The sequence below is a fragment of the Aquibacillus kalidii genome, assembly GCF_014280935.1.
In the GTDB taxonomy this organism is placed as follows: domain Bacteria; phylum Bacillota; class Bacilli; order Bacillales; family Amphibacillaceae; genus Aquibacillus_D; species Aquibacillus_D kalidii.
Genome location: NZ_JACLZI010000062.1, coordinates 17,930 through 42,090, shown reverse-complemented (window position 1 = coordinate 42,090; position 24,161 = coordinate 17,930). Strand labels below are relative to the sequence as shown.

Here is a 24,161-nt window from a genome sequence, read left to right as displayed (position 1 = left end):
AAATGTGGAAAAAATTATGATTGTGGAAGATGATAAGAAGATTGCAGAGTATTTGCGTGCGTATATAGAAAAGTATGGGTATGAAGCGATAATTGCGACTGATTTTGAAAATATCATGGGTACGTTTCGTGATGTGCAGCCTAATTTGCTGTTACTAGATATTAATCTACCTAGCTATGATGGGTATTATTGGTGTCGGCAAATTCGTAAAGAGTCGATTAGTCCAGTGATTTTTATTTCGGCACGGACAGGTGAGATGGATCAAGTGATGGCGTTAGAAAATGGTGGCGATGATTTTATTACGAAGCCATTTCATCCCGATATTGTGATGGCTAAAATCCGAAGCCAGCTGCGACGGGCATATGGAGAATATGCAGCGGTTAAGCATGAGGAAAGGGTCATCACCCAAGAGGGCCTTAGCTTGTATCCGGAGCGATTAGAGCTGAGATTTAACGATAAAGTGGCGCAATTAACGAAGAAAGAAACGGATATTATCGAAAGCTTGCTGGAGCGTTATCCACGCGTTGCTGGTCGGCAGGATTTATTGGAGAAGCTTTGGGATGATCAAGCGTATGTCGATGAAAATACGTTGAACGTTAATATAACTCGCGTTCGCAATAAGTTTCAAGAGCTAGGAATTGAGCATGCTGTTGAGACAGTTCGAGGGGCAGGCTATCGCTTGCGTATTACATGGAAAGAAGGGGAAGCATGAGATTATTTATTCGTGAGCATCTGTTGCTGATTGTAATCCAGCTCTGCCAATGTGTAATAGCTCCGCTTCTTTTCTGGTTAGATGGTTACCGCGGGATAGGGGTTAGTATGTACGCTTTTTTTCTATCGGTAGTGCTGTTAACCGGATTTCTTATTTATCGATATAGAAGTAGAAAAAATTTTTACGAAAGATTACAGAACCCAATAAAAACGTTGGATGAATCACTTAAGATTACCGATCATACTCCTATTTCCGAAGCGCTCGACGAGTTGTTAATGAACCAGTATCGTTTGTATCAAAATGAACTCCAAAAAGCAGAAGAACGACAGGATGAGCATTTGTTATTTATGGATCGTTGGGTGCATCAAATGAAGACACCACTTTCTGTTATTGAACTAACTGCACAAACACTCGATGAACCAGAATCGTCCAGCATCCGTGAAGAAACGGACCGGATGCGAAATGGCTTGAATACCGTCCTCTATATGGCAAGACTCCGTACGATTACAGAAGATTTTCAAATTAAGCCAGTCACCCTTTCCAAGCTGGTACATGACGTGAACCAGGAAAATAAGCGTTTTTACATACGGAATGAAGTGTATCCAAAATTAAACGAAGAAAACGAGAAAATAACGGTCGAGACGGATGAGAAGTGGCTTTTCTTCCTCTTCACCCAGTTAGTCCAAAATGCCGTTAACTATTCTACTGGAAAAACAAAGCAACTGGATATCTCTATTTATGAAAGGGAAGCGGAGGCGGTGCTGGAAGTGAAAGATTATGGCGTTGGTATCCCTATTGTCGATCAGAAGCGGGTTTTTCGTAAGTTTTATACCGGGGAAAATGGCAGGAAATATCGGGAATCAACTGGTATGGGACTTTATTTGGTAAAGGAGGTCGCTGACAGGCTAGAGCACCGTCTTGAATTGGATTCAGCTGTCGGAGAGGGTACCACGATCCGTATCATTTTTTCAAAAACACAAAACCTTACATCGATGTAAGATTACTGAAAGCATAATCGATAGTTTACATGCAAGAGCTTAGGCTATACTTTGGCTATAAGTTGTAAGAGAGGAGAAAGGGTTATGCTTAAACTGACAAAGGTGAGTAAGGTTTATGAAGGTAAAGTAGCTTATCGAGCGCTTACAGATATTAATCTTGAAATAGAAAAAGGTGAATTTGTCGCGATTATGGGCCCTTCTGGAAGTGGGAAAACGACATTACTAAATATTATTTCCACTAACGATGCCCCGACTTCCGGGGAGGTATTAATTGATGGCAAGGATCCACATAAGCTGAAGAAAAATGATTTAGCTAAATTTCGCCGAAACGAACTAGGCTTTATTTTTCAGGATTTCAATTTACTGCATACATTGACGGTCGAAGAAAATATCGTGCTACCACTAACATTAGATGGTACACGTGTGCGTGAAATGAAGGAAAAAGCACAGAAAATAGCGGAGAACCTTGGTATCGCATCGATTATGAACAAGCGAACGTACGAAATATCTGGAGGACAGGCGCAGCGGGTAGCGATTGCTAGGGCAATGATTCATGAGCCTAGACTACTGTTGGCCGATGAACCAACTGGAAACCTCGATTCAAAGGCATCAAAGGATGTCATGAAAATGCTCGTATCTATTAATGAGGAGGAAAAAACGAGTCTGTTAATGGTTACACATGATCCACAGGCGGCAAGCTACTCTGATCGCGTTGTTTTTATCCGGGATGGTAAGCTTCATTCTGAAATTCATCGTGGCGAGAGTAGACAAGCTTTTTTCCAGAAAATCATTGATATGCTTTCATTGATGGGAGGAGATGGCAGTGACTTTTCGTCAGTTCGCGTTTAACAATGTGTTGCGCAACAAACGATTGTATATGGCCTACTTCCTTAGTAGCCTATTCACGGTAATGGTTTTCTTCACCTTTGCTATCTTCGCCTTTCACCCTGCGTTTTTAGAGGGGGAGATCAATAACAACGTACTATTAGGTATGGGAATTGCTGGTGGAATCATTTATTTGTTCTCGTTCTTTTTTATCCTATACTCGATGAGTTCTTTTTTACAGTCGAGGAAAAAAGAGTTTGGCTTATTAATGATGCTTGGTGCCTCCAGTAAGCAAATTCGGCTGATGGTGTTTTTGGAAAATATCATCATAGGCTTTTTTTCTACAGTCAGTGGAATTCTTGCTGGCTTGGTATTCGCAAAAGCCATTCTCCTCGTTGCAGAGAATGTATTAATCATTGATGAATCACTTAATTTTTACTTTCCAACAGTAGCGATTGTTGTAACGTTTTTAAGCTTTATCTTGCTATTTTTCTGTATCTCGATTTTTGTTTCGTTTATATTGCGCACGAATAAGCTGGTCGATTTAATCAAAGGGGATAAACAGTCGAAAGGAGAACCGAAAGCTTCTGTTCTTTTATCTATTCTAGCGGCACTCCTACTAATCGGAGGATATGGTACGGCTCTTTATGTTAAGGGGGCAACGGTTGTCTTTGCAATGATCCCAGTAATTATCGTTGTCACACTAGGAACATATCTGTTATTTACCCAATTAAGTGTATATGTTATCCGTCTTTTGAAAAAGAATAAATCGGTTTTCTGGCGGAAAACGAATATGCTACTGTTTTCTGATCTTTCCTTTCGAATGAAAGATAATGCTAGAACCTTTTTCATGGTAGCTATCATCTCTACGGTTGCTTTTAGTGCAATTGGCTCCTTGTATGGGTTTCAATCTTACTTAACGAAAGAAATGAAACAAATAAATGCATTCACTATTACGTATAATCCGTATCTAAAGGACAGTGAAGCAGTTGTACAAGAAGATATAAATGAGATCAATTCTATCTTGCAAGGGGAAAGTATTGATGCAAAGATGGAAGCGATGGAGTTAAATTATTTTACGACAACAGAACAAAGCGAGACAGTTCTCATAGTGAAAGCTTCCGATTATAATCGTTTTGCGGCATTAATTGAGGAAAAGGAGCTTCACCCAGATGACAAGGAAGCAATTATAGTAGAGCAGAGTGGTGCCATCATTTCCTCTGGACCAAAGGCTAGTGAAAAGCTGATGAAACTACGTATTCCGTTAGAAGGAGATCAAGAAATTGTTCCTAATCAGGTGGTCGAAACGAAAGTATTAACCTCGATGAACGGGTATTATGTGGTAAATGACAAGAATTTTAAACAACTTAGTTCACCAGTAAGAAGTGATCATAGTGTTGTATGGCAAGCGGAGAAAGGACAAACAGATCAGGTCATTGAAGCTGGAAGAAAATTTGATTTAGAGAAAAATTTACAGCATAAGACGTTCGCAATTGATTATAGCATCTATGAAATTAATAAAGCGTTCGGACCAATGTTATTTATCGGTTTATTTATTGGCATTGTCTTCTTTGTCTCTGCTGGAAGCTTTCTCTATTTCCGCTTATTTACTGATTTAGATGAAGAAAAGCGCAAGTTCCGTTCGATCGCCAAAATCGGATTAACAGAGACTGAGTTGAATAAGGTAGTGAACCGCCAAGTGGCCCTTCTATTTTTCGCACCAATTGTTGTTGCATTAATTCATGGTGCTGTAGCGCTTACTGCTTTGTCCCGTATGTTTCATTACAATTTAACAGTAGAATCTTCCCTTGTATTAGGAAGTTTTGCTTTGATTCAGGTGATTTACTTCTTAATTGTCCGGTTTTTCTATGTGAAGCAAGTAAAGAGAATGGTCTTTTAAAGAAGATAGATTAAGTGTTAGTTAAATGGAGAAAAGGGAGATGGAATAATGAAAAAGTCAGTAGGAATTATTATTATGGTTGTGGTAGTTCTCTTTGTTAGCTTTTTTGTGATTGTTCCAAAAGGAGAAAAAGATCGTATGAATCCTTTCCTTAATGTGGGAAATGTTTATGTTCAAATCAATGAAGATCCTGTTGTAGATGAGGGAAGGTATTACTACGATTTAACTGGCTACGATGAAGATGGGGAAAAAACAGAGTTAGCATTTAGTGCAGGAAAAGATTTAAAGGAACATGCCTTTTTAAAGATAACCGCAAAAGGAGCCTTTGTAAAAGGTTGGGAAGAAGTTCAGGCAGAAGCATTGCCTGCGGATGTAAAAGCAAAGTTCGATATGTAAGTTGAAAGGTAGACTAAGGCTTCCATTCATGATGAATGGAAGTCTTTTTTTGTTTGAACCTTTTTTAAATGGAATCTTCTAGTGAATTGTAATAAAGGCCTAATTAAAAACAGAGCACTTCCTATAATGAACAGCCAGATTGCATAGACCTCCAAGGAATTCCATAGAAAAAGAATACTACCTACTAGAAAGCATAGGGCAATAAAAACATCGTTTAGGTTATAGAAGAATTCATAGCGTTCGTTAATAATAATCTCGTGCTGACCAATTTGTAGATCAATATGATTGGGGTAATTATCTATTTTGAATTTGTCCACGAAATTCACCTCGTTGACAGTATTCCCATTATGGAAGGGAAGAAAACGTAGAAGCAGAGGGACGGTTCTCTTGCTTCTTTTTAGAAAAGCGCAAGCAAAAGAACCGTCCCCATGCATCAATACATCTCACACAATTCACTAAAGTTACATCTACTGCATTTCTTAGGGTGTTCATTCTTAGGGAAAGCTTGGAGAGCTAATGGTTTATTTTTCTCATCATCTTCCAGAAAACGAAGCATCTCCTGTACACTCATCCCCGATAACTCTTGCACTCTATCAAGGTCCTGTTTGGTTAGACTATGGCTTCTGTTTGTACCGGTAAGTAAATATTCATTTCGAATCTCAATCTCATCTAATGATTGAACCTTGTAGGCTTTTTGTAAGTAAAGCGCATAAAGGGCAAGCTGGCTCTTATCATCATCTGATTCTTTACCTGTCTTCCAATCTACAATAATCCATTTTCCGTTATCGATATCGCGATAGACAAAGTCCATCACAATGAATACTTTCGTTCCATCTAAGTCCATCGTACGAAATCGTTCTGATTCAATAAAGCGCATCTGTTTACTGCTTGTTAAGTCCTGGAAGGTTTTGCTCTTTAAAAAGTTAGTAACACATACAGCTAATCGATTCTGAATATCCTTTACTTTCTCAGGCGGAAGTGAGCCACCGTAATAGATTTCATGAAACATCGTATAGTGCTTTGGTTTTGCTGTCCAAAAGGTTTTCCGTTGGGTAGAGTCGATAAAGGCCAAATTTAGCAGATAGCGCAGCTTGTCTATTAATTCTTTTTCAGTGGGAATAGTTCCACTAGATAAATAGTTTTTAATAACATTATGGATAATGTTGTGTAAAGCTTGGCCAAAGAACATTTCTAATGTTGTTAGTTTTTTTAAGCGATAAGCATCCTTCGCCAGTGCAGAAGAGTCATATAACCAGCCGTTGTGACTGGCGTAATAATCATAATAATACTTACGCGTGCAATTCAGTAGTGTCTTATGACGAGACAGCGACCAAGAAAACTCAGGGTACGTCCTTACTTCAAACAGTGTGATCACCTCGTTGTCATTGTTACTTGTTTGACTGATAGGTTCATTCTACTAGACTTCACGAATAAAATCATTCCCACCAATAAACAAGTGCTACTGAAAGAGGCATATAATTAAAGAAAAGAACCTGGTTGAGTTAACTAGGGGGAGAAGTGAATTATGACAATCGACAATTTCCAATTGATTGCGGGTGTAGTTTTTCAATTTATGGTAGCTGTTCTAATTGTACTTACAGCTCTAGTGATCTATAAGAAATTCTTTAATAAGCAAGAATCTCCTTTAATAGAATACCTTTTAAATATTGTAGTAATGGGGAGAAAGTGGAACGAGGAGTTGTCGAAGTTGCAGCCCTTATTTTGTTTTGGTGGTAGTAAGGTGGAATCAGGAGATCGTCATTTACTTATGGCGTAATAAACGCTTAAGAATAACTTAACTAATTAGTAGGACTTTTTAAACATACAGAAAAATTTGGAGCGGATTTTTGTTATCTATGAGAGTGGGAAGAAGGAGAGGACCAATATCCTCTCCAGTAGATCATATAAGTGTACCCACGGGACCGCTATGTGATAGGGAATTACTGATATAATTTACTTCCAGCATCTTTAAATTCGTTAGCTTTTTCTTTCATTCCTTTTTCAATGGCTTCCTTTGTATCCAGCTTGTTTTCTTTAGCGTAATTACGTATATCCTGAGAGATCCTCATGCTGCAAAATTTTGGTCCACACATGGAACAGAAATGTGCTGTTTTTGCCCCTTCTGCAGGTAGTGTTTCATCGTGAAATTCTAATGCACGTTCTGGATCTAAAGATAAATTAAACTGATCTCTCCAACGGAATTCAAATCGAGCTTTTGATAAGGCATCGTCTCTTTTGTGGGCTCCAGGATGTCCCTTTGCTAAATCGGCAGCATGTGCAGCGATTTTATATGTTATAACACCTACTCGTACATCATCTCTATTTGGTAAACCTAAGTGTTCTTTTGGCGTAACATAACAAAGCATAGCAGTACCATACCAACCAATCATGGCAGCTCCAATAGCCGATGTAATGTGATCATATCCAGGGGCAATATCAGTGGTCAGTGGCCCAAGTGTATAGAAAGGTGCTTCTTGACACACTTCTAGTTGTTTATCCATATTTTCTTTAATAAGATGCATTGGAACGTGTCCGGGACCTTCAACCATAACCTGTACATCATGTTCTAAAGCAATCTTTGTTAGTTCTCCAAGAGTTTCTAACTCTGCAAATTGAGCTTCATCATTTGCATCTGCAATCGATCCAGGGCGTAATCCATCTCCTAAAGAAAATGATACATCATAAGTTTTCATAATTTCACAGATTTCTTCAAAATGAGTGTATAAAAAGCTTTCTTTATGATGATAGAGACACCATTGTGCCATGATAGATCCGCCTCTGGATACAATACCTGTTAAACGTTTTGCTGTTAACGGTACATATCTTAAAAGAACACCGGCATGAATAGTGAAGTAATCTACCCCTTGTTCGGCTTGTTCAATTAATGTATCACGGTATATTTCCCAAGTTAGATCCTCTGCAACGCCATTTACTTTTTCAAGTGCTTGATAAATAGGAACAGTACCTACAGGGACAGCAGAATTTCGAATAATCCAATCACGTGTTGTATGAATATTTTTCCCTGTTGAAAGATCCATAATATTATCAGCACCCCAGCGTGTTGCCCAGATCATTTTTTCAACCTCTTGTTCAATGGAAGATGAAACGGCAGAATTCCCAATGTTCGCATTAATTTTCACATGAAAATTTCGTCCTATGATCATAGGTTCTGTCTCTGGATGGTTTATATTAGCAGGGATAATTGCTCGTCCTCTTGCTACTTCATCACGAACAAATTCAGGTTTCACATTTTCCCTTATTGCGATAAACTCCATTTCGGGAGTGATAATTCCCTTTTTAGCATAATGAAGTTGTGTGACATTCTTCCCTTTTTTTGCACGTAATAGTTTTCTTTTTAAATCGGGAAATACGTTATGTTTGGCACGTGAATCATTTTCATCTTTATATCCATTATCTTCGGGCTTTATTCCTCGACCTTCATATTCTTCAACATCATTTCTTTCCTGTATCCATTTGCTTCTAAGTCTAGGAAGCCCTTTTGTAATATCAACCGAATAATTAGAATCTGTATAGGGTCCGCTAGTATCATAGACACGGACTGGTGGATTCTCTTCTTCACCAAAGGTGCCTGTAGTCGGACTTAACTCGATTTCGCGCATCGGTACTTTAATGTCCGGTCTAGAACCTTCTACATATACTTTTTTACTCCCTGAAAAGCTAGACATGATGGAAATGTTTTTTTCGTTTAGTGTGGATGTTGACATTAGATAAATCTCTCCCTTTCAAAATAATAAGGGACAAGACCAAGAACATATCAAGTGGGTAATACAATAAGAAGACATAAAAAAGCCAGATCCATAAAAGGATGGACCGGCTTTGTATGTAGAAGTTTTATTCAATAATGATGATATTTCTAACTTCCCCACGCTGGTATGATCCAGATCAGGTCCAAAGAGTCAAGAAACTTCAACGTGTTTCTTTCTCAGCCCAACTTATTGGACTCCCCTAGTTATATCTATTCTGTTTGTATTAACTATACATTAATTTCCAAAAAATACAAGGTTTTGTAAAAAAATAAATGATGTCCAACTAAAAGGTAAATTACTTTTTGCTAGACCGATGCACAGTACAATGATTGATGAAGAAGTTGAAAAAGAGGTTGTTGAAAAGGTCCGGTATCTTCCTTTTAAGTTGAAATACATGTAAATAATAACAATGTTATAAACACGCCAAATTACCTTTCAATAACTTTGAATTGGAAGGTTTTGTTTCATATGGTTTAATTTAGTTTATAATCTATATCAAGGTATTTGTCTTACTTTTAAGCATCACATAAATCCAGTGCCGGACCTCCTACCATAAATATAAAAGGCATAAAAGGTGTTAGAAAAATAAAGTTTCTTTAGGGAAAGTGGGATGAAAATGCAAAGATTACAAAGCGTCGAAGGCATATCCCGGTTAAAGGATGCCTTCCATAAAGTATTTATTAAATCAGACCCATTTGGTTATCCATTTCAAGAAATCCTTAACGAAAAAGTGCTTATATTCCCAACTAACGGGTACTATCTTAACAAAAATCAGTTTGATGCCCTTATGAAAACAATCGAATATTTTGGACAGGGAACATTTTTCGGGTCTGAGTCGGAAGGGGATAGTTTTAACCTCTCGCAGGACTTTAACTCTGAGTTGGCACCACAACATTGGGTTGTAGAGAGTAATATTGACTATGAAGGCTATCAATCTATTCCTTTTGTGGTCGAGAATTCTCTCTATTCACCACACGGAGAATGGGGATTACAATTATCTCATGAAGATCACGCAATCCTTGCTGGAAATTCATTATTTATCAACAGATTTAAAGAAGCGTATCCTAAATGGGAAAAGGATAAAGCAAAATTCTTTCAACATTGGGTTGAAGTAAATAAAGATTTTTCTACGGATATAAAATGGATTGACGATTTTATAAAACAATTTTAGTAACGTCCCCAAGGCTGTATCCACTTTTTTATGAATATTGCCATGTGTTGAACAAGAGCAACTAATACACAAAGCCATTTGCTGCACAGTACAACGATACTGTGCAATCATACATAGAATATAACAATCTAGTGTGTTTGCGTAAAAAGCTGTCAATTAAAGGTCAGATCAATTCAAAACGATGTACCAAAAAAAATACGGATACCTCTTTATTTTTTGTTGGAGGAATTTTACAATTTTTGTCGAAGTATGTTTTGAGCGAATGTTAATTTGGAACTACCTATAACATGGGAGTTTCAATTCTCTTCATCTTCTTTTACGTATGGTAGACTCATACTGCGTAAAACAAAAAAACGAATGCTGTCCCTCATCCATCCAGTTGGATTTCAAAATAGGATAACGGAAGAATTAATATATATTTTAGATAAACATTCATCTTAATATAAAAGTATATGGAGGAATAGTAATGTGGGTAATTTTTGGGGTTATTGCAATCGTAGCAACTATAATAAACCTTTATATGTATAAAGCAGGCAAGGATTATAAGCTTGCGATGGCGATGGGGTTATCATTTACAGCATTAACAATTTGTGCGGATTACAGTTATCTAACTCGGTGGGTAGAAGCAGAAGATTGGGCGGCTTTATCGGATGTAATACCTGGTATGGCAAGGGCATTTTGGTTTTTGACAATTGTTTCTATCTTACTAAATATAGCACCTATACTTATAGAACGACAACGTAAGAAAAATGCAATCAGGAAAAGTTAATTAAAGAGAATGCTTGGATAACGATATCTAAGTATTCTCTTTGGAAAACAAGGGACACGTATAAAAATGCACGAGTTTGTGAAGTGATGTACCTAAACAAACGGGTGCATTTGCGGAACAAGCAGTCGCCCTTTGTTCAAATAAAGAGGTAGCTTAATGTTATAATTGCTAACGAATTGTGATAAATACTACCTGAAAATCTTAAATTTTTTACTATAATGATGGGAATGATTTTAAGAGTGAAGATGTCAATAAAGATTCTTTGTTTATATATTGCTATATTTATGCTAGTAGGATGTGGAAATACATCCGACGAACCCACAACTATTTCCTCAGAAAACGATTCTGTTACAAAAGCAATAAAAGAAGATATAGATTCACCCAAAGCAAATGAAGGTACGTCCCAAAGTGAGCCAGAGGAGTCCGTACAGCAGGATTCAGATGATACCGCATCTGAAAATAGTAGTACAAATGCAAAGGATGATAATGCGGAAGCGAGTTTAAAAAATGAATATCTCAAAAAATTAAATGATACCAATAAAGAAACGGAAGATTTAAAAGCAACAGACCCATCGACTTACGCTGAGAAAAAAGTGGCAAACGATAGATTGGAAATATGGGATGGATTACTGAATGAAATTTATGGAGTTTTAGAAGAGCAGCTCCCTCCAGAAGAGATGGAACAATTGAGAGAAGAACAACGGAATTGGATAGATTATAGAGATAATAGTGCATTGGAAGCATCATTGGAATACAAAGGCGGTACTCAGGAACACTTAGAATATGTGATTGTGCTAGCAAATCTTACAAAAGAAAGGTGCTATGAATTAGTTGAGGAATATATGTGAATTTTCATCTCTGACTAGACAGCTTTCAAAACAGATGTTGAGAATTAGAAAAATGTGAAATGTTGTACTCAAAGATACGGGAGCTTATCTACAAGAAGGATAAGCCCCTTTTTGTGATTTCATAAAAGTAGAAAATCATGTTACTGCTTATTGCATATAACTGCCAATTAGGTGAATACACGAATGTTCTTGTTAAACAAACGCTTTCCTACAGTCTTAAGTGTAATCTTTCACAAATTAACCAAAATCGGCAGCATATAAAGAGGAATCGCAATAAAATTACAAAACAGGATTTCCATAAAACTGGAGGTCCTGTTTTATATTTGGAAAATAGTCATTCTGAATATCTATAATGATTAAAGCTGTGCTCATTCTTTTCACCTCATCAAAAAATTTAATATAATAAAATGATAAATGATATCTTAATTTTTATCGATACCTTGATGAAACACTTTTATATCAAATAATTTCATGATGAAAGGAATTTATTATGGAACTTGATAACATTGATTTTCAAATACTTCAGTTGCTAACAGAAAAATCACGTATTCAATGGAAAGACTTAGGTGTACAAATTCATATGACGGGACAAGCAGTAGGGAATCGTATTAAAAAACTTGAGGAAAGTGGTGTGATTAAAGCCTTCTCCCTAATCATCGATGAAATGAAATTAGGGCTGCCTTATACAGCGTTTGTAATTATTCATATGAAAACAGCTAATCATGATTCGTTTATTCGTTTTGTTAAAGAACGGAATGAGGTAGTTGAAGGTCACCGAGTATCAGGGAAAGGTTGTTACCATTTGAAAATAAAAGTTAAATCCCAAGAGCAATTGAATCTATTTCTTGATAAACTTCTAGAACATGGGAATTATAGTTTAAATCTATCCATACAGGAAATAAAACAACATCATCCGTTGACTGCCACGATACAACATGAACCTTAATGAAATACAGATTGTCGGTTCATCTTTCGTAACTATTGGTCTAGTAAGGTGCTAAACCTGTAAACAAGTGTAAATTATCCTTTGCCAGGTATAGAAAACTAGAATACAGAGTTAAAGTTACTCCTGAAGAGACTCTCGATTTTATCATCGAAACCGGAGATCTATTAAAGAATTGGATAATTGGAAAAACGTACAATGTCCACAAAATGATGGGGAAGGTGCATTACATTTTATATCTAAAAGGGTTGACAATATCCTATATGATGTTGATTACTTGAGTGGAAAAACAGGTAAACATGGCACTAAAAATTAATAACATGAGAAGAGAATTCAGTTTTTATTGATAGGCTGGATTTTCTTATAACTTTAGTTTGTGTAACATAATACTTAAATTATAGGATCGAAAATAGGATCGTCAAAAATGCGGTCTTTTTCTTTTGGATTTTAAAGGTTTCTGGAATATTATGTTAAAATTGATAATGCAAAAGATCTTGACTAAAGGGCTGAAGAGTTAAGGAAGTAATTAAAAAGTTTCGTGTTAAATAGATATAAATGAGGAGGAGTTAAATTGAAAAATTACAATGTTCTTTCAACCATTTGTTTAGGAATATTTATTGTATTGTTTTCTTTGATGATAAATGGTTTTTCTTTTGAATCATTAGGTAAAATAGCAATTATCTCCATGTTCTTATTCCCATTACTAGGAGCCATTTTTGCGATAAAAGGTAAAAAGGGTGTTAGTAAATGGGTATTATTATTGCTTAATGTTATTGCACTTATCATCATAGGATATCTTCTTTTACTTGGTTTCGGAATGGGTGAAGCATAAGGAAAGATTGCTGAACTAACGGGTTGCTTTTTTTGAGCATGAACACCTAATAATAAATAAAGGATTTGCTTAGAAGTACAAAACTACTAGTAACTATATACCATTCATTCGTTAAAGACTATCACTTTTAGGGTGATGGTCTTGTTGTATTTGACCTATAATACGCTAACAATAATCTCCGTAAATTTGGAAAAAAATGAATAATTTCTCTGTATCTTCTGGTATGATTTAAGTATGGAGATTTATTAAGGTGTGAAGTGTTGATTTTAAAGTGACGTAGCAGAGTAGTTAATTTTTTTGAGGAGTGATTGAATTGAAAAAGTTCACTTGGATAAGCTACTGGTCATTATTTTTGAGTGTTTTTTCAATGCCATTTTTCTTTGCATTGTTATATGGACTAATAAGAATCCATCCTGACTTCGGTTTTTTTCTTGTTTCATTGTCCATTGTTCTCTCTTTGATCCTTGGTTTTATAGCTATTTCTAAAAAAACAGAAAAAAATTCCATTGCGACTTTAGCAATAATCATCTCATTTGGGAGTGGAGCATTTTTCGTTTTTGTCTTATTAATGTCCCAAATGGGTGCTCCAACTGGATAACTTTCCAGATGTTCAGAATAAACTGTTTGACTAAAGGTTGTGTGTGTAACACCCAGTCGCTGGTAGACTATCGGGTAGATTTATTTAAGAAGAGACTAAAGGGGAAATAAAGCATTGAATAATTTATACAACTTGTTAATGAAGATGATTATAAGTTTGATATTGGTGTTTGGTATCCATAAGATAGGAAATATGAATTTACCATTGATAATTGATATCCCATTTATTGGTGGTTATATTCAATATCTTTATGAGTTTTTATTAGGTATTTTGTTCTTGATTTCAGTATTTTTGTTTTTAAAGGTAGCCTATCAATCTATTGAAGAATTATTGTTTAAAAACAAATAAATTTTATATCATCATTACTGAGTTGTTAAACTATGCAACCGGATTAAAGTATATTTGGAGAATGATTAACAGATGAAAAAACCTATTATCGAGTTCAGTTGGAATGGAAGTCTAATAAATTTCGTAGACGATATGAATATCAAAAATTATAACCAAATATCTCTAGGGCGATATGGTGGGAATTCAAGTGCAGGACAGTATAAGAACGAAGATGGGTGTTTGATATGGCTAGATAATAAGCAAAATTGGGAATTCGTTGTTATTTTAGATGCACATAATTCAGCAGAAAGTGCTGCGTTAGTAATAAAACAATTCTCAAGGTATAAAAAGGAAATACAAATCCTATTTTCCCTTTCATATGAACAAACATTAAAAAGACTTGAAGCAACAATCCTAAACTTATTTCAAGAAGAGCAATTTCTAGCTGATTGTCAAAAAATAAAAGGTGAAACAGCTTGCATTACTACAAACCATTAAAGAAAATAATGTAAGAGATTGTACGACAATCATTTCTTGGGAAGTGAATATAACAAAAACTGTAACAAAGCCAAGTGATGAATAATATTTCACTTACTGGTGCTTATCTGGAACAAGAAACGTAGACATTATTGCATTAAGGGCAGTATTTAAGAAGACATGTTAAATAGGGGATGAAAAATGGAGAGTAATTTTCAAAAATTACCTTCTAAATTTTGTTTGTCCTATTACTTTTAGTGGAGAGCAATTAAAGTTTTATAAGGATACTGGTGGGGAGCGATGGTAATAGAGCCAGAAATCGTTCAAAAACTAAATTTACCAATGTTTAAAAGCGCCCCAAGGAATACCAGACATTACGAGTAACTCATCACTATTGCTCCCCATTGGAATCGAGGCTTCATTTTAAATTTGGCGAACTTTATAAAATTCCTCTCTTCGTCATCTACTAATTATAGTATAATAATAAATTTTGCAGACATGAGAATCCATCCTGACTTCGGTTTTTTTCTTGTTTCATTGTCCATTGTTCTCTCTTTGATCCTTGGTTTTATAGCTATTTCTAAAAAAATAGAAAAAAATTCCATTGCGACTTTAGCAATAATCATCTCATTTGGGAGTGGAGCATTTTTCGTTTTTGTCTTATTAATGTCCCAAATGGGTGCTCCAACAGGATAAGCACACAATTTTATTAAACGCTTTACACTAAAAGAAAAGTAAAGGAATTCCTATGCTATTTTCTCACTAAATGGCAGTTGCTATATGAACTGACTGGATAAAATAGGAAAAAGGTAATATTCCAGGAAGATTAGTTATTCGCTAAAATAGTATTAGTGTTTTTGTAATGGTGATAGGCAATTGAAGTTATAGTAGTGTAGAGTAATAAACAGAATTTCCCTTTCATGAAGTATACTTGACTCGACTTTAGAAAGCTATAGTAATTGTCATGGTAAAGAAGCTTCAAGAAAATTAGGATTGAAAATTGAGGGGGTGAAACATTATGGAGGCAGTATTAGGAATACTTCCGTTACTATTACTTGGGTTAATCCACTTCATTCCAACTATTGTAGCAATTCAAAGAAAAAAAGGGAATAGGGTTTCTATTATAGCTATAAATGTATTTTTCGGTTGGACTTTAATTGGTTGGTTAATAGCACTATATCTAGCGTGCCGAAAAGAACTAGGGAATAAGCTTACGATATAAGTTAGGTAGTTTTTCTCCGATGGTATTCATTCATAATTTTTTTAGTTACTGGAAGCAAGAGAACCGTCCCCCTGCTTACCCTTGCTTAGGAACAGGGGGTACTACAACCATTTTTCGTACTGATGAAGTGGAATTGTAAAAATTTCAAACTAATTACTTTCTCGATTTATATTCTTTAAAAATAGGGTAACTGTTATAACAATCCAAATAAGAAATAAAACAAGCAAAAAGTCTTATTAAGATGATTAAAATCAAAATTATTCACAAGTAAAATAATAAAAAAAACTATAAAAAATATAAAATGCATTGCTAAACTCTTTGTCGCTCTATTCCCCTCCCTCCTTATTTAAATACCACAAACAATTAACTTATTATAGCGTAATAATAAATTTTGCAGACATGCAGGTATTAGTATAATAAACCCTCTTGACATAATCCCTATGATTGAACTTGTGAAATACTTAACCTAAAGTAACGAGGAGAGGGAGTTATGTTGAAGAAGATTATTCAAATAACTCAATCAATAAATGGATAATTATGTTAAAATTGGATGAGTAGAACTATTTTAGGTAGGAGGGCTCTGATTTGCGGGTATTATTAGAGTTGGTTCGAATTATTTTGATATTTTTATTTCTTGGCAGTATTTTAGGTTATCTGGTTGGAACATTATATTCTGATTTCGGTATAAACATGGAACGGTATGGGTGGACTGCCTATCTTGGGATTTATGTATTCCTTTTCATTTGCTACAGAAATAGATGGCAGTTTTCTGGTTGGTATAAAGGTAAAGGTAGGAAAAAACTCTCACCTAAAGTTTCTAAAATACTAATAATTTGTTCCGTAGTCTTAATTATTTCTCCGCCATTTTTAAGTGGTATATTAAAGTGACCGTTGCTCTAGTGCACAAGCTGTTACCGCAATGTGGAACTTACGGCCAGAAGTGTAGGTTGGTTTTTAACTATTTAGCTTAACAAGTGACTGTCGAATGTGGTAGCTCCTATAGTGGTGGAGAGGCAAATACGTTGAGATGGATATAGCTTTTTTAATCTAATCTTTTAAAAGGGGAAGAAAAAAGTGAAAGTTATATTAGAATCATTTCGGTTTGTTTTTATATTTATTGTGCTTGAAGTAGCTTTAAGCTTAATTAGTTACATTATTTTATATCCAATTATCGGTAATATTGCTGAAGCTTATTATGGATGGACTGCAGCGATTGGTACATTTATTATAATGTTTTTTTTATATAGAAAGAAGGGCTGGGGAAAGGATTATTTCAATAAATCAATTTTTTGGCTTTCTGTTATTTTTATAGTTCTATTGTCATTGTTAATTCCAGACTCGACTCCCGAACATTTTCACGCAACAATATATGCCTATTCCTATGGTTTTCCGTTTAAATTTTTAACTTTATATAATGAAAGTGGCGCCAAGTTTCTTATACAAAATATCTTCTCTGGAAGATTTACACGTTGGGATGTTAGTATGGGAGGAATCTTAGGAAACTTTATATTGTTCTACTTGTTCCTTCAGTTTATATTTCTCAAATTTTCAAAAAAGGCTTAGATTAAACGAATTCAGAACCAATATAGTAAATATGACGGAGAAGTTGTTGATCAACTATAGGGAGCGTATCTGGAACAATAGATACTGCCCTTATTGAGTAAAATCGTAGGTCAGTGAATAAGAAATGTTAATTTAACTACTCTGAAAATAATGATCAATTACACTTAGACGAAAAAAGGGGATCGTTCTATGTTTTGTGAATCATCTCCATTCACAGGAGTGATTTTTCAATAAAAGGGAGACACATTAATGGAACTTGAAACTAATAGATTAAAAGTTATACCTTGTACAGTAGATACAGTTCAATTTGCTAGGAATCAAAACTACGATAATGGACCTGAAATTTCAACCTATTTGGAGCAGTTAAATAAAGACCCTTCTTTGCAAAACTGGGGGAGTTGGTTGGTTGTTCGTAAATTAGACGATATAGTAATTGGTGATATAGGCTTTAAAGGGAAGCCAGATAAAAGCGGAGTAGTGGAAATTGGTTATGGTTTTCTTAAAGAATATTGGAATAATGGTTATGCTACGGAAGCTGTTGGAGCATTATTTCAATGGGCTTTGAATACATCTAAAGTAAAAAAGGTTATAGCTGATACAATGCAAGACAATTATGGTTCAATTCGTGTCTTAGAAAAACTTGGTATGAAAAAAGTGGGATATATAGAAACAATGATTGTTTGGGAATTATCGAAACAAAATTGTTGATTATTACTTACTAGAAATGTGTATTTGTGCGGTGAAAATGATTTTGCTTCGGTAAGAGGATTGCACATTTAAAGCTCTTCAATGAAGGGAGTTTACATTTTTAAATTGATCTGTGTAATTAATTTAATAGGAAAATAATGTTAAAATAGATAGTAGTAGTTGTGGGAGGTTTTAGTAGTGTTGAGATTTGTTGATGACTTAGCAGGGGCAATCTATGATGTTATTATATTCATCATAAAGTCTATTAGTTATTTACTTGCAGGAGGGATTATCGTGGCAATTCCAACGTACCTGTTTGTTTGGCTGTTCGGTATGTTTCAATAATTGTGTTCAATTTTAGTTGGAACAGTAAATGAATAAGAGGGTGCTATTTTTAATGCAAGGCCTCAATGGGGAATATTATTGTTTTTACTTGTATGAATTTTATTAAGTATTTTAATCCACAAGACCATTTCCGATGTAGTCAAAAGTATTTACATCTGCATAGACAATCATGTTATTTGGGATTGATTTACTTTTAGTAGGGAAATCGATTATATAGACTTCTTTTCCTTCGTATGACTTCTCATCAAGTTGAGTGATCATATTTTTGGTCAAGGTAATTTTAGAGACCTTTCCATCCTTCCAATTACCATCAATCCATTCTTTTTGTTCTGATGATAATTGATTATAAACCACTTCTCTTACATCACGTTCGTTTTCGTCCTCTGTGATCAACTCGTTACGAACTACGTTTTGTTCATCGTTATTACTTACTTGTTTATTCTCGCTAGAACATGCCAATAAAGCTAATAAGAGACATGAGGAAAGAATAAACAGAACGGCTTTCTTCAAAACTATCACCTCCACTTAAGTAGACGACACATCTCCCTTTTTCGTTTCAACTTCGAACAGATTGTTCTTTGTCATGTTAACTGATTACAGCCATTGAAATTTATCACCTCTAACATAGCACTTACAACCAAATGACAAAAAGTACATCAATGAACGAAAGAGTGTTTACGACTGAGTATGATTTATAAGAAAACAAAAAATGTAATCAATATGATAAGCTCTCCCATATGGGGCAGGTTAACTCTTTCTTACATAGTAGACTCTTACTGTGCAGTAAAGCTTTTCATTTTTAGATAACTTTCTGAAACAATGTTAAATAGTTTACTTTTTTACAAATACCCCCTTTAATCTTAGGGAAATGTAGAATTTCACATTAAAGTCAATGGATTTTTCCTGTTTAGATACAATAGCAGGATTTTGAAGAGAGAATCTGATTGATTTGATATAATGGAAATAGAGGAAAAAACAGTGAAATTAGAATTTTTCAGGCATCATGCAGAAAAGATTATTTAGATAATCAATAGTAACGTAGTTTCGTATTTTAGGAATTGTTGGTATTTTATTGCTTTAATTGTTTTTATTAACTTAGCTTTTTCTGATGGTGGTGAATCGAAAAGTCACAAGGGTGAAGCACAGACACCATCAGGTTCAAGTACACAAAAGGTAAAGATTACAAAGATGTTGTAAAAGAATTTTAGGATAGTGGTTTCAAGAATATTAAAACAAAAAAACTTGATGATTTGATTACTGGTTGGGTAACAGGAGATGGCGAAGTTAAATCTGTTTCGGTTGATGGAGATAAAGATTATTCACCAGATGATTGGTATCCTAATGACGTAGAAGTAGCTATTACTTATAATACGTTTCCAGAAGAAAAGAAAAGCGATACCAAATCAAATGGTGAAAATAATACTGAAAAAACCGATACTGAAAAGCCTAGCACTGAAAGAAGCATATATGAAAAAGCACATAGAGTTAGATTTCAGGATTATGACATTTGTTATCTGATAGATGAAGATGCACATACAGTTTCAGTGTGAACCATAGAAAATTAAAATTGAGGAAACCCAATCGAGTTTCCTTATTTCTTATTCTATTATCAATTTTCAAATTTAGCAGAGCCTATTAACAATGAGGGCACAATAAATGGACTTGAAATAAATGGAGCATATGAAAATGGAGATCTTATTGGCGTCATAGCAACAAAAAGCGAGGGCAGCACTATCGTATTATTCTTTGTACATGGAAAATATCACAGGAAAGGAATAGGGTGGAAGTTGTTCGAAGTGGTTATAAAAAATACCTCCTCAGAATTAAGTAAATTCATCACCTTATGAAGATATTATCAGAAGAAAAATGTCATAACAGTAAGTAATAGTAGTGATTTTTTCAGTTTAGGAGAGTAGAAATGACAAACATAGAGAAGAAGAAAGTACTTGAAATACTTGATTATTGGAAGACGATAGAACTTTTAAATCAAGTAGATATTCCACAAGAGAGTGAAGACAATAAGAAAGTAGTAAAAAAGATTACAAGAGGTGAACTGATTGATAGTAGTTTGGGCAAGATTTCAATATTTACCAGTCTAAACGAGCCTTCGATTGATCTTTCTGATAAATTAAAGAACGATAAGGAGAAATTTTCTCGATTTCCTGGCGAGGGGGCAGATTTGTCATTCCTTTTTGGTAGAATTAAAAGAAATGACATGGTTGATTATCTTGCTAATTTTGTGAAGAATCATGATGAACAGCCAGACATAGCCTATCCGAAAAAAAGCGAGATTGCATGGTTCTCATTTAAAACTGATACGGAAGGCATTTATCAGAAGAGTTCCTTCCAGCTATCTCCACTTTTGTGGGCTATTTCTGTATGGAATAAAAAAGTCAATGGATTTTCTTTGAACTCGATTGATTATGAGGATGAGACCAAAAAGTATGATAGTTGGCTTCAGGAAGCAGAGGAGTTATTTGCTGTATTGCCTTCTGTGTTTTCAGATATTCATAATTCATATGTGAAGACAATAGCACCGGAACTTCCTTCTGATTATAGTGGACTCTTTATCTATGACAGATACAAGAATAATGAGGCAAAGGATAAAGACGAAAATCCAGAAGATTATGCAAGTTTAGGAAAAAGCTTTTTTTTGGATGATATCGTTTTGCTCATAGATGAAATCAAATCAGGTAAATTTGGAGAAGGTTCAGATTATGAGCGTAAAGTGATAAATTATATTTTGTCTGCACATAATAAAACTGCAGGAATTACTCCAGTAAATTGTATATCTATTTCTCCAAAGGAAGACCGTCAGAAGATGATGAATTTCTTTCACAATACCCTTAATATCAAAAATGCTCCACTAGGAAAGTGGCCTGCTAAATTCATGCCTGCTCTTATGCAACAGGTGGCAGTAAATCTTGCGATAGATGAAAAAGCACACACGGAAGTATTTTCTGTTAATGGTCCTCCTGGCACCGGAAAGACAACACTTCTCAAAGAAATCGTATCTAGTAATATAGTAAAAAGAGCTGAGCTCTTAGCGGAAGCAGCACATTCAGATCCGGATGATGCTTATGAGAGGTGTTCATTTACACAGGGACCGTTGGGTAGTAAGGGATATTTTCAGTATGCACCATCTTATTTTAAGCTGAAGAATGATAAAATCAATCAATATGGAATGTTAGTGGCATCATGTAATAATTCGGCTGTTGAAAATATCACTGCAGACCTTCCTAAAAGTGATGACATTCTCAAGAGTCTTGAACCTTCAAAAGATGATGATGTATCGGTGGCGTCAGGATTGAATGAAGTTCATAATTTGTTTGACGTCGAAAAATCAGAAGATATTGAGCAAATAAAGATATCTGGTGAAATAAAAGAAGTGCGTGATATTTATTTCACGCGCTATGCTAATAAACTCCTAAATAGAAATGACTGCTGGGGTCTTGTATCAGCTCCGTTTGGAAAACGTGCTAATATAAACAAGTACTGTGTATCTGTGCTTAAAAAGTTTATTAAGGATTATAAGCTTAACAATGTGCGTGAAAAACATCGAAAGAAATATGTAGAGCAAAGAGAATGCTTTCTTAGACAGCTTAAGATTGTGAAAGAACTTGAGAAAGAGTTGGAAATCCTGTGTGACTATGCAAAGTTTTTGCCATTGACTAATGAGAATATTTCTGAGGATGAGCTTGATAAAAAAATAAAAGAAAATTATGCATATGTAATGAAACTTGAGGAATCAAGACCTAGGGGACTATTCGGAAGATTGAAGAAAGATTCTACACGAGACAATTTGATATCAGAGAAAAAGATTGAGATTGAAGTTTTGAAAAAGCAAAAAGACGGCCTTTCAAAAATTGCTAGCTATCATAATCTTTTAAACAGACATAGCGAAGGTGCAGAGAAGCTTACTCCTATTAATTCATCTTTTATGGATGGATATGTATCGCTTGATGAAAGGGCATCAACGTTGGCACAGGTTACAAATCCTTGGTTTACAGAGCATTACAACAGGGAACGTGAAAAGCTGTTCTTGTATGCTTGTAAACTTCATAAGGAATTTGTAATTTCTTCTAAATCATTTAGGCAAAATGTTATCAATCTTTTGATCGCATGGGATATGTATGATGATTGTGATGAACGTATGGGTGAGAAAGACAGAATAGATGCCTTCCCAGCATTGATTCAGAATGTATTTCTCATTACCCCGGTTATATCAACTACATTTGCGTCTGCACAGACCTTCTTACGTGATATAAAGCGTCCGGGTACACTTGGAACGCTTATTGTGGATGAAGCAGGGCAGGCACAACCTCAGATGGCGGTTGGAGCTTTGATGCGATGCAGAAGAGCTATAATTGTTGGGGATCCTAAGCAAATTGAGCCAGTTGTAACGGAAGAAACAGACATGATTAAAAATCTTCTTACCTCTGATTTACTTACACCATATAAGGACAAAAAAATATCTGTACAAGGCTTTGCTGATAATATTAATAGCTATGGCACTTTTCTCGGAGAAGATGAAGAAAAGGAGTGGGTTGGATGTCCGCTGACTGTACATAGACGTTGTATAGATCCGATGTATAGCATATCAAATCACCTTTCTTATGATGACACTATGAAACAGCAGACAGCGCCACCAAAGGAAACTGCTGTGAAGACCTTTATCTTGGATAAGTCATATTGGATAAATGTTAAAGGTGAGGAACAGTCCGGCAATAAGAACCATTATGTACCTTCACAAGGTCAGATTGTTCTAAAGCTTCTCGAAGAAAAATTCAAGAAAGACAGTAGTGATATACCAAAAATGTTTATTATTACACCATTCACATCCGTGAAGAAGGGAATGATTGATGCACTGCGCAAATCTGATTTCTATAGACGTGAACCGCGTGTAAGCAAATGGTTAAAAGATAAAAACATCGGAACTGTTCATACATTCCAAGGACAAGGAACAGATGAGGTTATATTCTTACTTGGTTGCGATAAATCATCTGTAAAGGCGGCAAACTGGGTAAATAAAAATATTGTGAATGTAGCGGCCACAAGAGCTAAATACCGTCTATATATTATAGGAGACAAGGAAGTATGGAGTTGTAAGCCTGTGAAAGTTGCACGCGATACAGTTAATAATGAGATATCATCGGATAATTTGATGACAATGCTATCATGTTTTGAAAATACAGAGTCAGTTCTGGAACCTGTAATTCAAACTGCTGAAGTCAAAAAAATGGAAACTAAAACACAGGAAAAGAAGCGCGAGGTAGCGATTCTATCGGGAAACATATCAAAGGTCTGCCCGAAATGCGGAAAACCGCTAATAGAGCGAAAAAGTGAGTATGGAGTTTTTTATGGATGTAAAGGGTTTCCTAAGTGTAGATATACTGAGAGTAATAAGAAAGCTACCAATTAAGACTTCTCGATATGGTCAAACGTAGACATACCAAATGAAGTCTCGTGCCATGTGTTATGCGGAAACATAATCTCTTAACATAATTAATGTTTTGAAAGTTTACAATTACTGGACAGTACAACGATACTGTTTACTCAATTCAATTGATTTAAGACGATCACTTTTTGGGGTGGTCGTTTTGTCGTATTTGACTCTTACTGTGCAGCAAACAATTTCTGTTTTGTGGAAAAAATGACCAAATTATAGCGATCTTCTGGTATGATTTTAGTAAGATATTTATGAGGTTGTGAAGTGTTGATCTTAAATTAACGGGTACTTATCTAGAAGAAGGGAAAAATCAATTACATAAAGAACAGTTG

Annotated in this window: 26 protein-coding genes and 1 riboswitch; of the genes, 22 read left to right on the top strand and 4 right to left on the bottom strand. The window is 35.1% G+C overall.

Annotated elements, in window-relative coordinates; all coding sequences use genetic code 11:
- Positions 1-4: 4 nt before the first annotated feature.
- The 5 genes from H7K77_RS18965 to H7K77_RS18945 all read left to right on the top strand — a co-directional run bounded on the left by H7K77_RS18965 (position 5) and on the right by H7K77_RS18945 (position 4,831).
- The gene (locus H7K77_RS18965; protein ID WP_186580256.1) at positions 5-712 is read left to right on the top strand and encodes a response regulator transcription factor; all 708 of its coding nucleotides are present in this window, start codon (positions 5-7) and stop codon (positions 710-712) included.
- Positions 709-1,710 (top strand): sensor histidine kinase, encoded by a 1,002-nt coding sequence (locus tag H7K77_RS18960; RefSeq protein ID WP_186580254.1) that lies wholly within the window; start codon positions 709-711, stop codon positions 1,708-1,710. The genes H7K77_RS18965 and H7K77_RS18960 overlap by 4 nt, the downstream gene beginning before the upstream one ends.
- Before the next feature lie 84 nt (positions 1,711-1,794).
- Positions 1,795-2,559 (top strand): ABC transporter ATP-binding protein, encoded by a 765-nt coding sequence (locus H7K77_RS18955; protein WP_186580252.1) that lies wholly within the window; start codon positions 1,795-1,797, stop codon positions 2,557-2,559.
- Positions 2,534-4,435 carry an ABC transporter permease gene (locus tag H7K77_RS18950; RefSeq protein ID WP_186580250.1) on the top strand — a complete coding sequence of 634 codons (1,902 nt, stop codon included), beginning with the start codon at positions 2,534-2,536 and terminating at the stop codon, positions 4,433-4,435. The genes H7K77_RS18955 and H7K77_RS18950 overlap by 26 nt, the downstream gene beginning before the upstream one ends.
- Positions 4,436-4,483: 48 nt before the next feature.
- Positions 4,484-4,831 carry a YxeA family protein gene (locus H7K77_RS18945; protein WP_186580248.1) on the top strand — a complete coding sequence of 116 codons (348 nt, stop codon included), beginning with the start codon at positions 4,484-4,486 and terminating at the stop codon, positions 4,829-4,831.
- A gap of 26 nt (positions 4,832-4,857) precedes the next feature.
- Here H7K77_RS18945 and H7K77_RS18940 read toward each other — a convergent pair whose 3' ends face one another.
- Both H7K77_RS18940 and H7K77_RS18935 read right to left on the bottom strand, forming a co-directional pair.
- A complete protein-coding gene (locus H7K77_RS18940) occupies positions 4,858-5,148 on the bottom strand; it encodes a YrhK family protein (protein WP_222599455.1) in 291 nt (96 codons plus the stop codon).
- A gap of 116 nt (positions 5,149-5,264) precedes the next feature.
- Complete coding sequence (locus H7K77_RS18935; RefSeq protein WP_328701166.1) at positions 5,265-6,206, bottom strand: PD-(D/E)XK nuclease family protein; 942 nt, start codon at positions 6,204-6,206, stop codon at positions 5,265-5,267.
- A 150-nt stretch (positions 6,207-6,356) separates the two neighbouring features.
- Here H7K77_RS18935 and H7K77_RS18930 point away from each other — a divergent pair, with 150 nt between their 5' ends.
- Positions 6,357-6,608 carry a hypothetical protein gene (locus H7K77_RS18930; RefSeq protein ID WP_186580244.1) on the top strand — a complete coding sequence of 84 codons (252 nt, stop codon included), beginning with the start codon at positions 6,357-6,359 and terminating at the stop codon, positions 6,606-6,608.
- A 163-nt stretch (positions 6,609-6,771) separates the two neighbouring features.
- Here the strand turns inward: H7K77_RS18930 and thiC are convergent, their stop codons facing one another.
- Positions 6,772-8,556: a phosphomethylpyrimidine synthase ThiC gene (gene thiC / locus H7K77_RS18925; RefSeq protein ID WP_186580242.1), complete on the bottom strand. Its 1,785-nt coding sequence runs from the start codon at positions 8,554-8,556 to the stop codon at positions 6,772-6,774.
- A 138-nt stretch (positions 8,557-8,694) separates the two neighbouring features.
- Positions 8,695-8,809, bottom strand: a riboswitch (TPP riboswitch).
- Between the two features lie 405 nt (positions 8,810-9,214).
- Between thiC and H7K77_RS18920 the strand changes: the two genes are divergently transcribed.
- The 13 genes from H7K77_RS18920 to H7K77_RS18860 all read left to right on the top strand — a co-directional run bounded on the left by H7K77_RS18920 (position 9,215) and on the right by H7K77_RS18860 (position 18,380).
- Positions 9,215-9,769, top strand: coding sequence for a hypothetical protein (locus tag H7K77_RS18920; RefSeq protein WP_186580240.1), 555 nt, complete (start codon positions 9,215-9,217; stop codon positions 9,767-9,769).
- 466 nt (positions 9,770-10,235) lie between these two features.
- The gene (locus tag H7K77_RS18915; protein WP_186580238.1) at positions 10,236-10,538 is read left to right on the top strand and encodes a hypothetical protein; all 303 of its coding nucleotides are present in this window, start codon (positions 10,236-10,238) and stop codon (positions 10,536-10,538) included.
- A gap of 245 nt (positions 10,539-10,783) precedes the next feature.
- Positions 10,784-11,386, top strand: a complete 603-nt coding sequence (locus tag H7K77_RS18910; RefSeq protein WP_186580236.1) for a lysozyme inhibitor LprI family protein — start codon at positions 10,784-10,786, stop codon at positions 11,384-11,386.
- A 490-nt stretch (positions 11,387-11,876) separates the two neighbouring features.
- Positions 11,877-12,332 carry an Lrp/AsnC family transcriptional regulator gene (locus H7K77_RS18905; protein ID WP_186580234.1) on the top strand — a complete coding sequence of 152 codons (456 nt, stop codon included), beginning with the start codon at positions 11,877-11,879 and terminating at the stop codon, positions 12,330-12,332.
- A gap of 568 nt (positions 12,333-12,900) precedes the next feature.
- Positions 12,901-13,161, top strand: a complete 261-nt coding sequence (locus H7K77_RS18900) for a hypothetical protein (protein ID WP_186580232.1) — start codon at positions 12,901-12,903, stop codon at positions 13,159-13,161.
- Between the two features lie 313 nt (positions 13,162-13,474).
- The gene (locus H7K77_RS18895) at positions 13,475-13,759 is read left to right on the top strand and encodes a hypothetical protein (protein WP_186580230.1); all 285 of its coding nucleotides are present in this window, start codon (positions 13,475-13,477) and stop codon (positions 13,757-13,759) included.
- 114 nt (positions 13,760-13,873) lie between these two features.
- Complete coding sequence (locus tag H7K77_RS18890; RefSeq protein WP_186580228.1) at positions 13,874-14,107, top strand: hypothetical protein; 234 nt, start codon at positions 13,874-13,876, stop codon at positions 14,105-14,107.
- 72 nt (positions 14,108-14,179) lie between these two features.
- Entirely contained in the window at positions 14,180-14,584 is a 405-nt protein-coding gene (locus H7K77_RS18885) for a protein phosphatase 2C domain-containing protein (protein WP_235989011.1), read from the top strand.
- Between the two features lie 997 nt (positions 14,585-15,581).
- Positions 15,582-15,785, top strand: coding sequence for a superinfection immunity protein (locus tag H7K77_RS18880; RefSeq protein WP_186580226.1), 204 nt, complete (start codon positions 15,582-15,584; stop codon positions 15,783-15,785).
- Between the two features lie 585 nt (positions 15,786-16,370).
- Complete coding sequence (locus H7K77_RS18875; protein WP_186580225.1) at positions 16,371-16,673, top strand: hypothetical protein; 303 nt, start codon at positions 16,371-16,373, stop codon at positions 16,671-16,673.
- A gap of 186 nt (positions 16,674-16,859) precedes the next feature.
- The gene (locus H7K77_RS18870) at positions 16,860-17,348 is read left to right on the top strand and encodes a hypothetical protein (RefSeq protein WP_186580223.1); all 489 of its coding nucleotides are present in this window, start codon (positions 16,860-16,862) and stop codon (positions 17,346-17,348) included.
- 249 nt (positions 17,349-17,597) lie between these two features.
- A complete protein-coding gene (locus H7K77_RS18865; RefSeq protein ID WP_186580221.1) occupies positions 17,598-18,056 on the top strand; it encodes a GNAT family N-acetyltransferase in 459 nt (152 codons plus the stop codon).
- 177 nt (positions 18,057-18,233) lie between these two features.
- On the top strand, positions 18,234-18,380 hold the full coding sequence (locus H7K77_RS18860; RefSeq protein ID WP_186580219.1) for a hypothetical protein: 147 nt from the start codon (positions 18,234-18,236) through the stop codon (positions 18,378-18,380).
- Positions 18,381-18,491: 111 nt separating this feature from the next.
- On the opposite strand, the gene H7K77_RS18855 is transcribed toward H7K77_RS18860, so the two are convergent.
- Complete coding sequence (locus H7K77_RS18855) at positions 18,492-18,890, bottom strand: hypothetical protein (RefSeq protein ID WP_186580217.1); 399 nt, start codon at positions 18,888-18,890, stop codon at positions 18,492-18,494.
- Between the two features lie 740 nt (positions 18,891-19,630).
- On the opposite strand from H7K77_RS18855, the gene H7K77_RS18850 reads away from it, so the two are divergent.
- The 3 genes from H7K77_RS18850 (at position 19,631) to H7K77_RS18840 (ending at position 23,802) form a co-directional block, all read left to right on the top strand.
- The gene (locus H7K77_RS18850) at positions 19,631-19,930 is read left to right on the top strand and encodes a hypothetical protein (protein WP_186580215.1); all 300 of its coding nucleotides are present in this window, start codon (positions 19,631-19,633) and stop codon (positions 19,928-19,930) included.
- Positions 19,931-19,960: 30 nt separating this feature from the next.
- Positions 19,961-20,227 (top strand): GNAT family N-acetyltransferase, encoded by a 267-nt coding sequence (locus H7K77_RS21850; protein ID WP_186580485.1) that lies wholly within the window; start codon positions 19,961-19,963, stop codon positions 20,225-20,227.
- 71 nt (positions 20,228-20,298) lie between these two features.
- Complete coding sequence (locus tag H7K77_RS18840) at positions 20,299-23,802, top strand: AAA domain-containing protein (RefSeq protein ID WP_186580213.1); 3,504 nt, start codon at positions 20,299-20,301, stop codon at positions 23,800-23,802.
- The last annotated feature ends 359 nt before the right edge of the window (positions 23,803-24,161 follow it).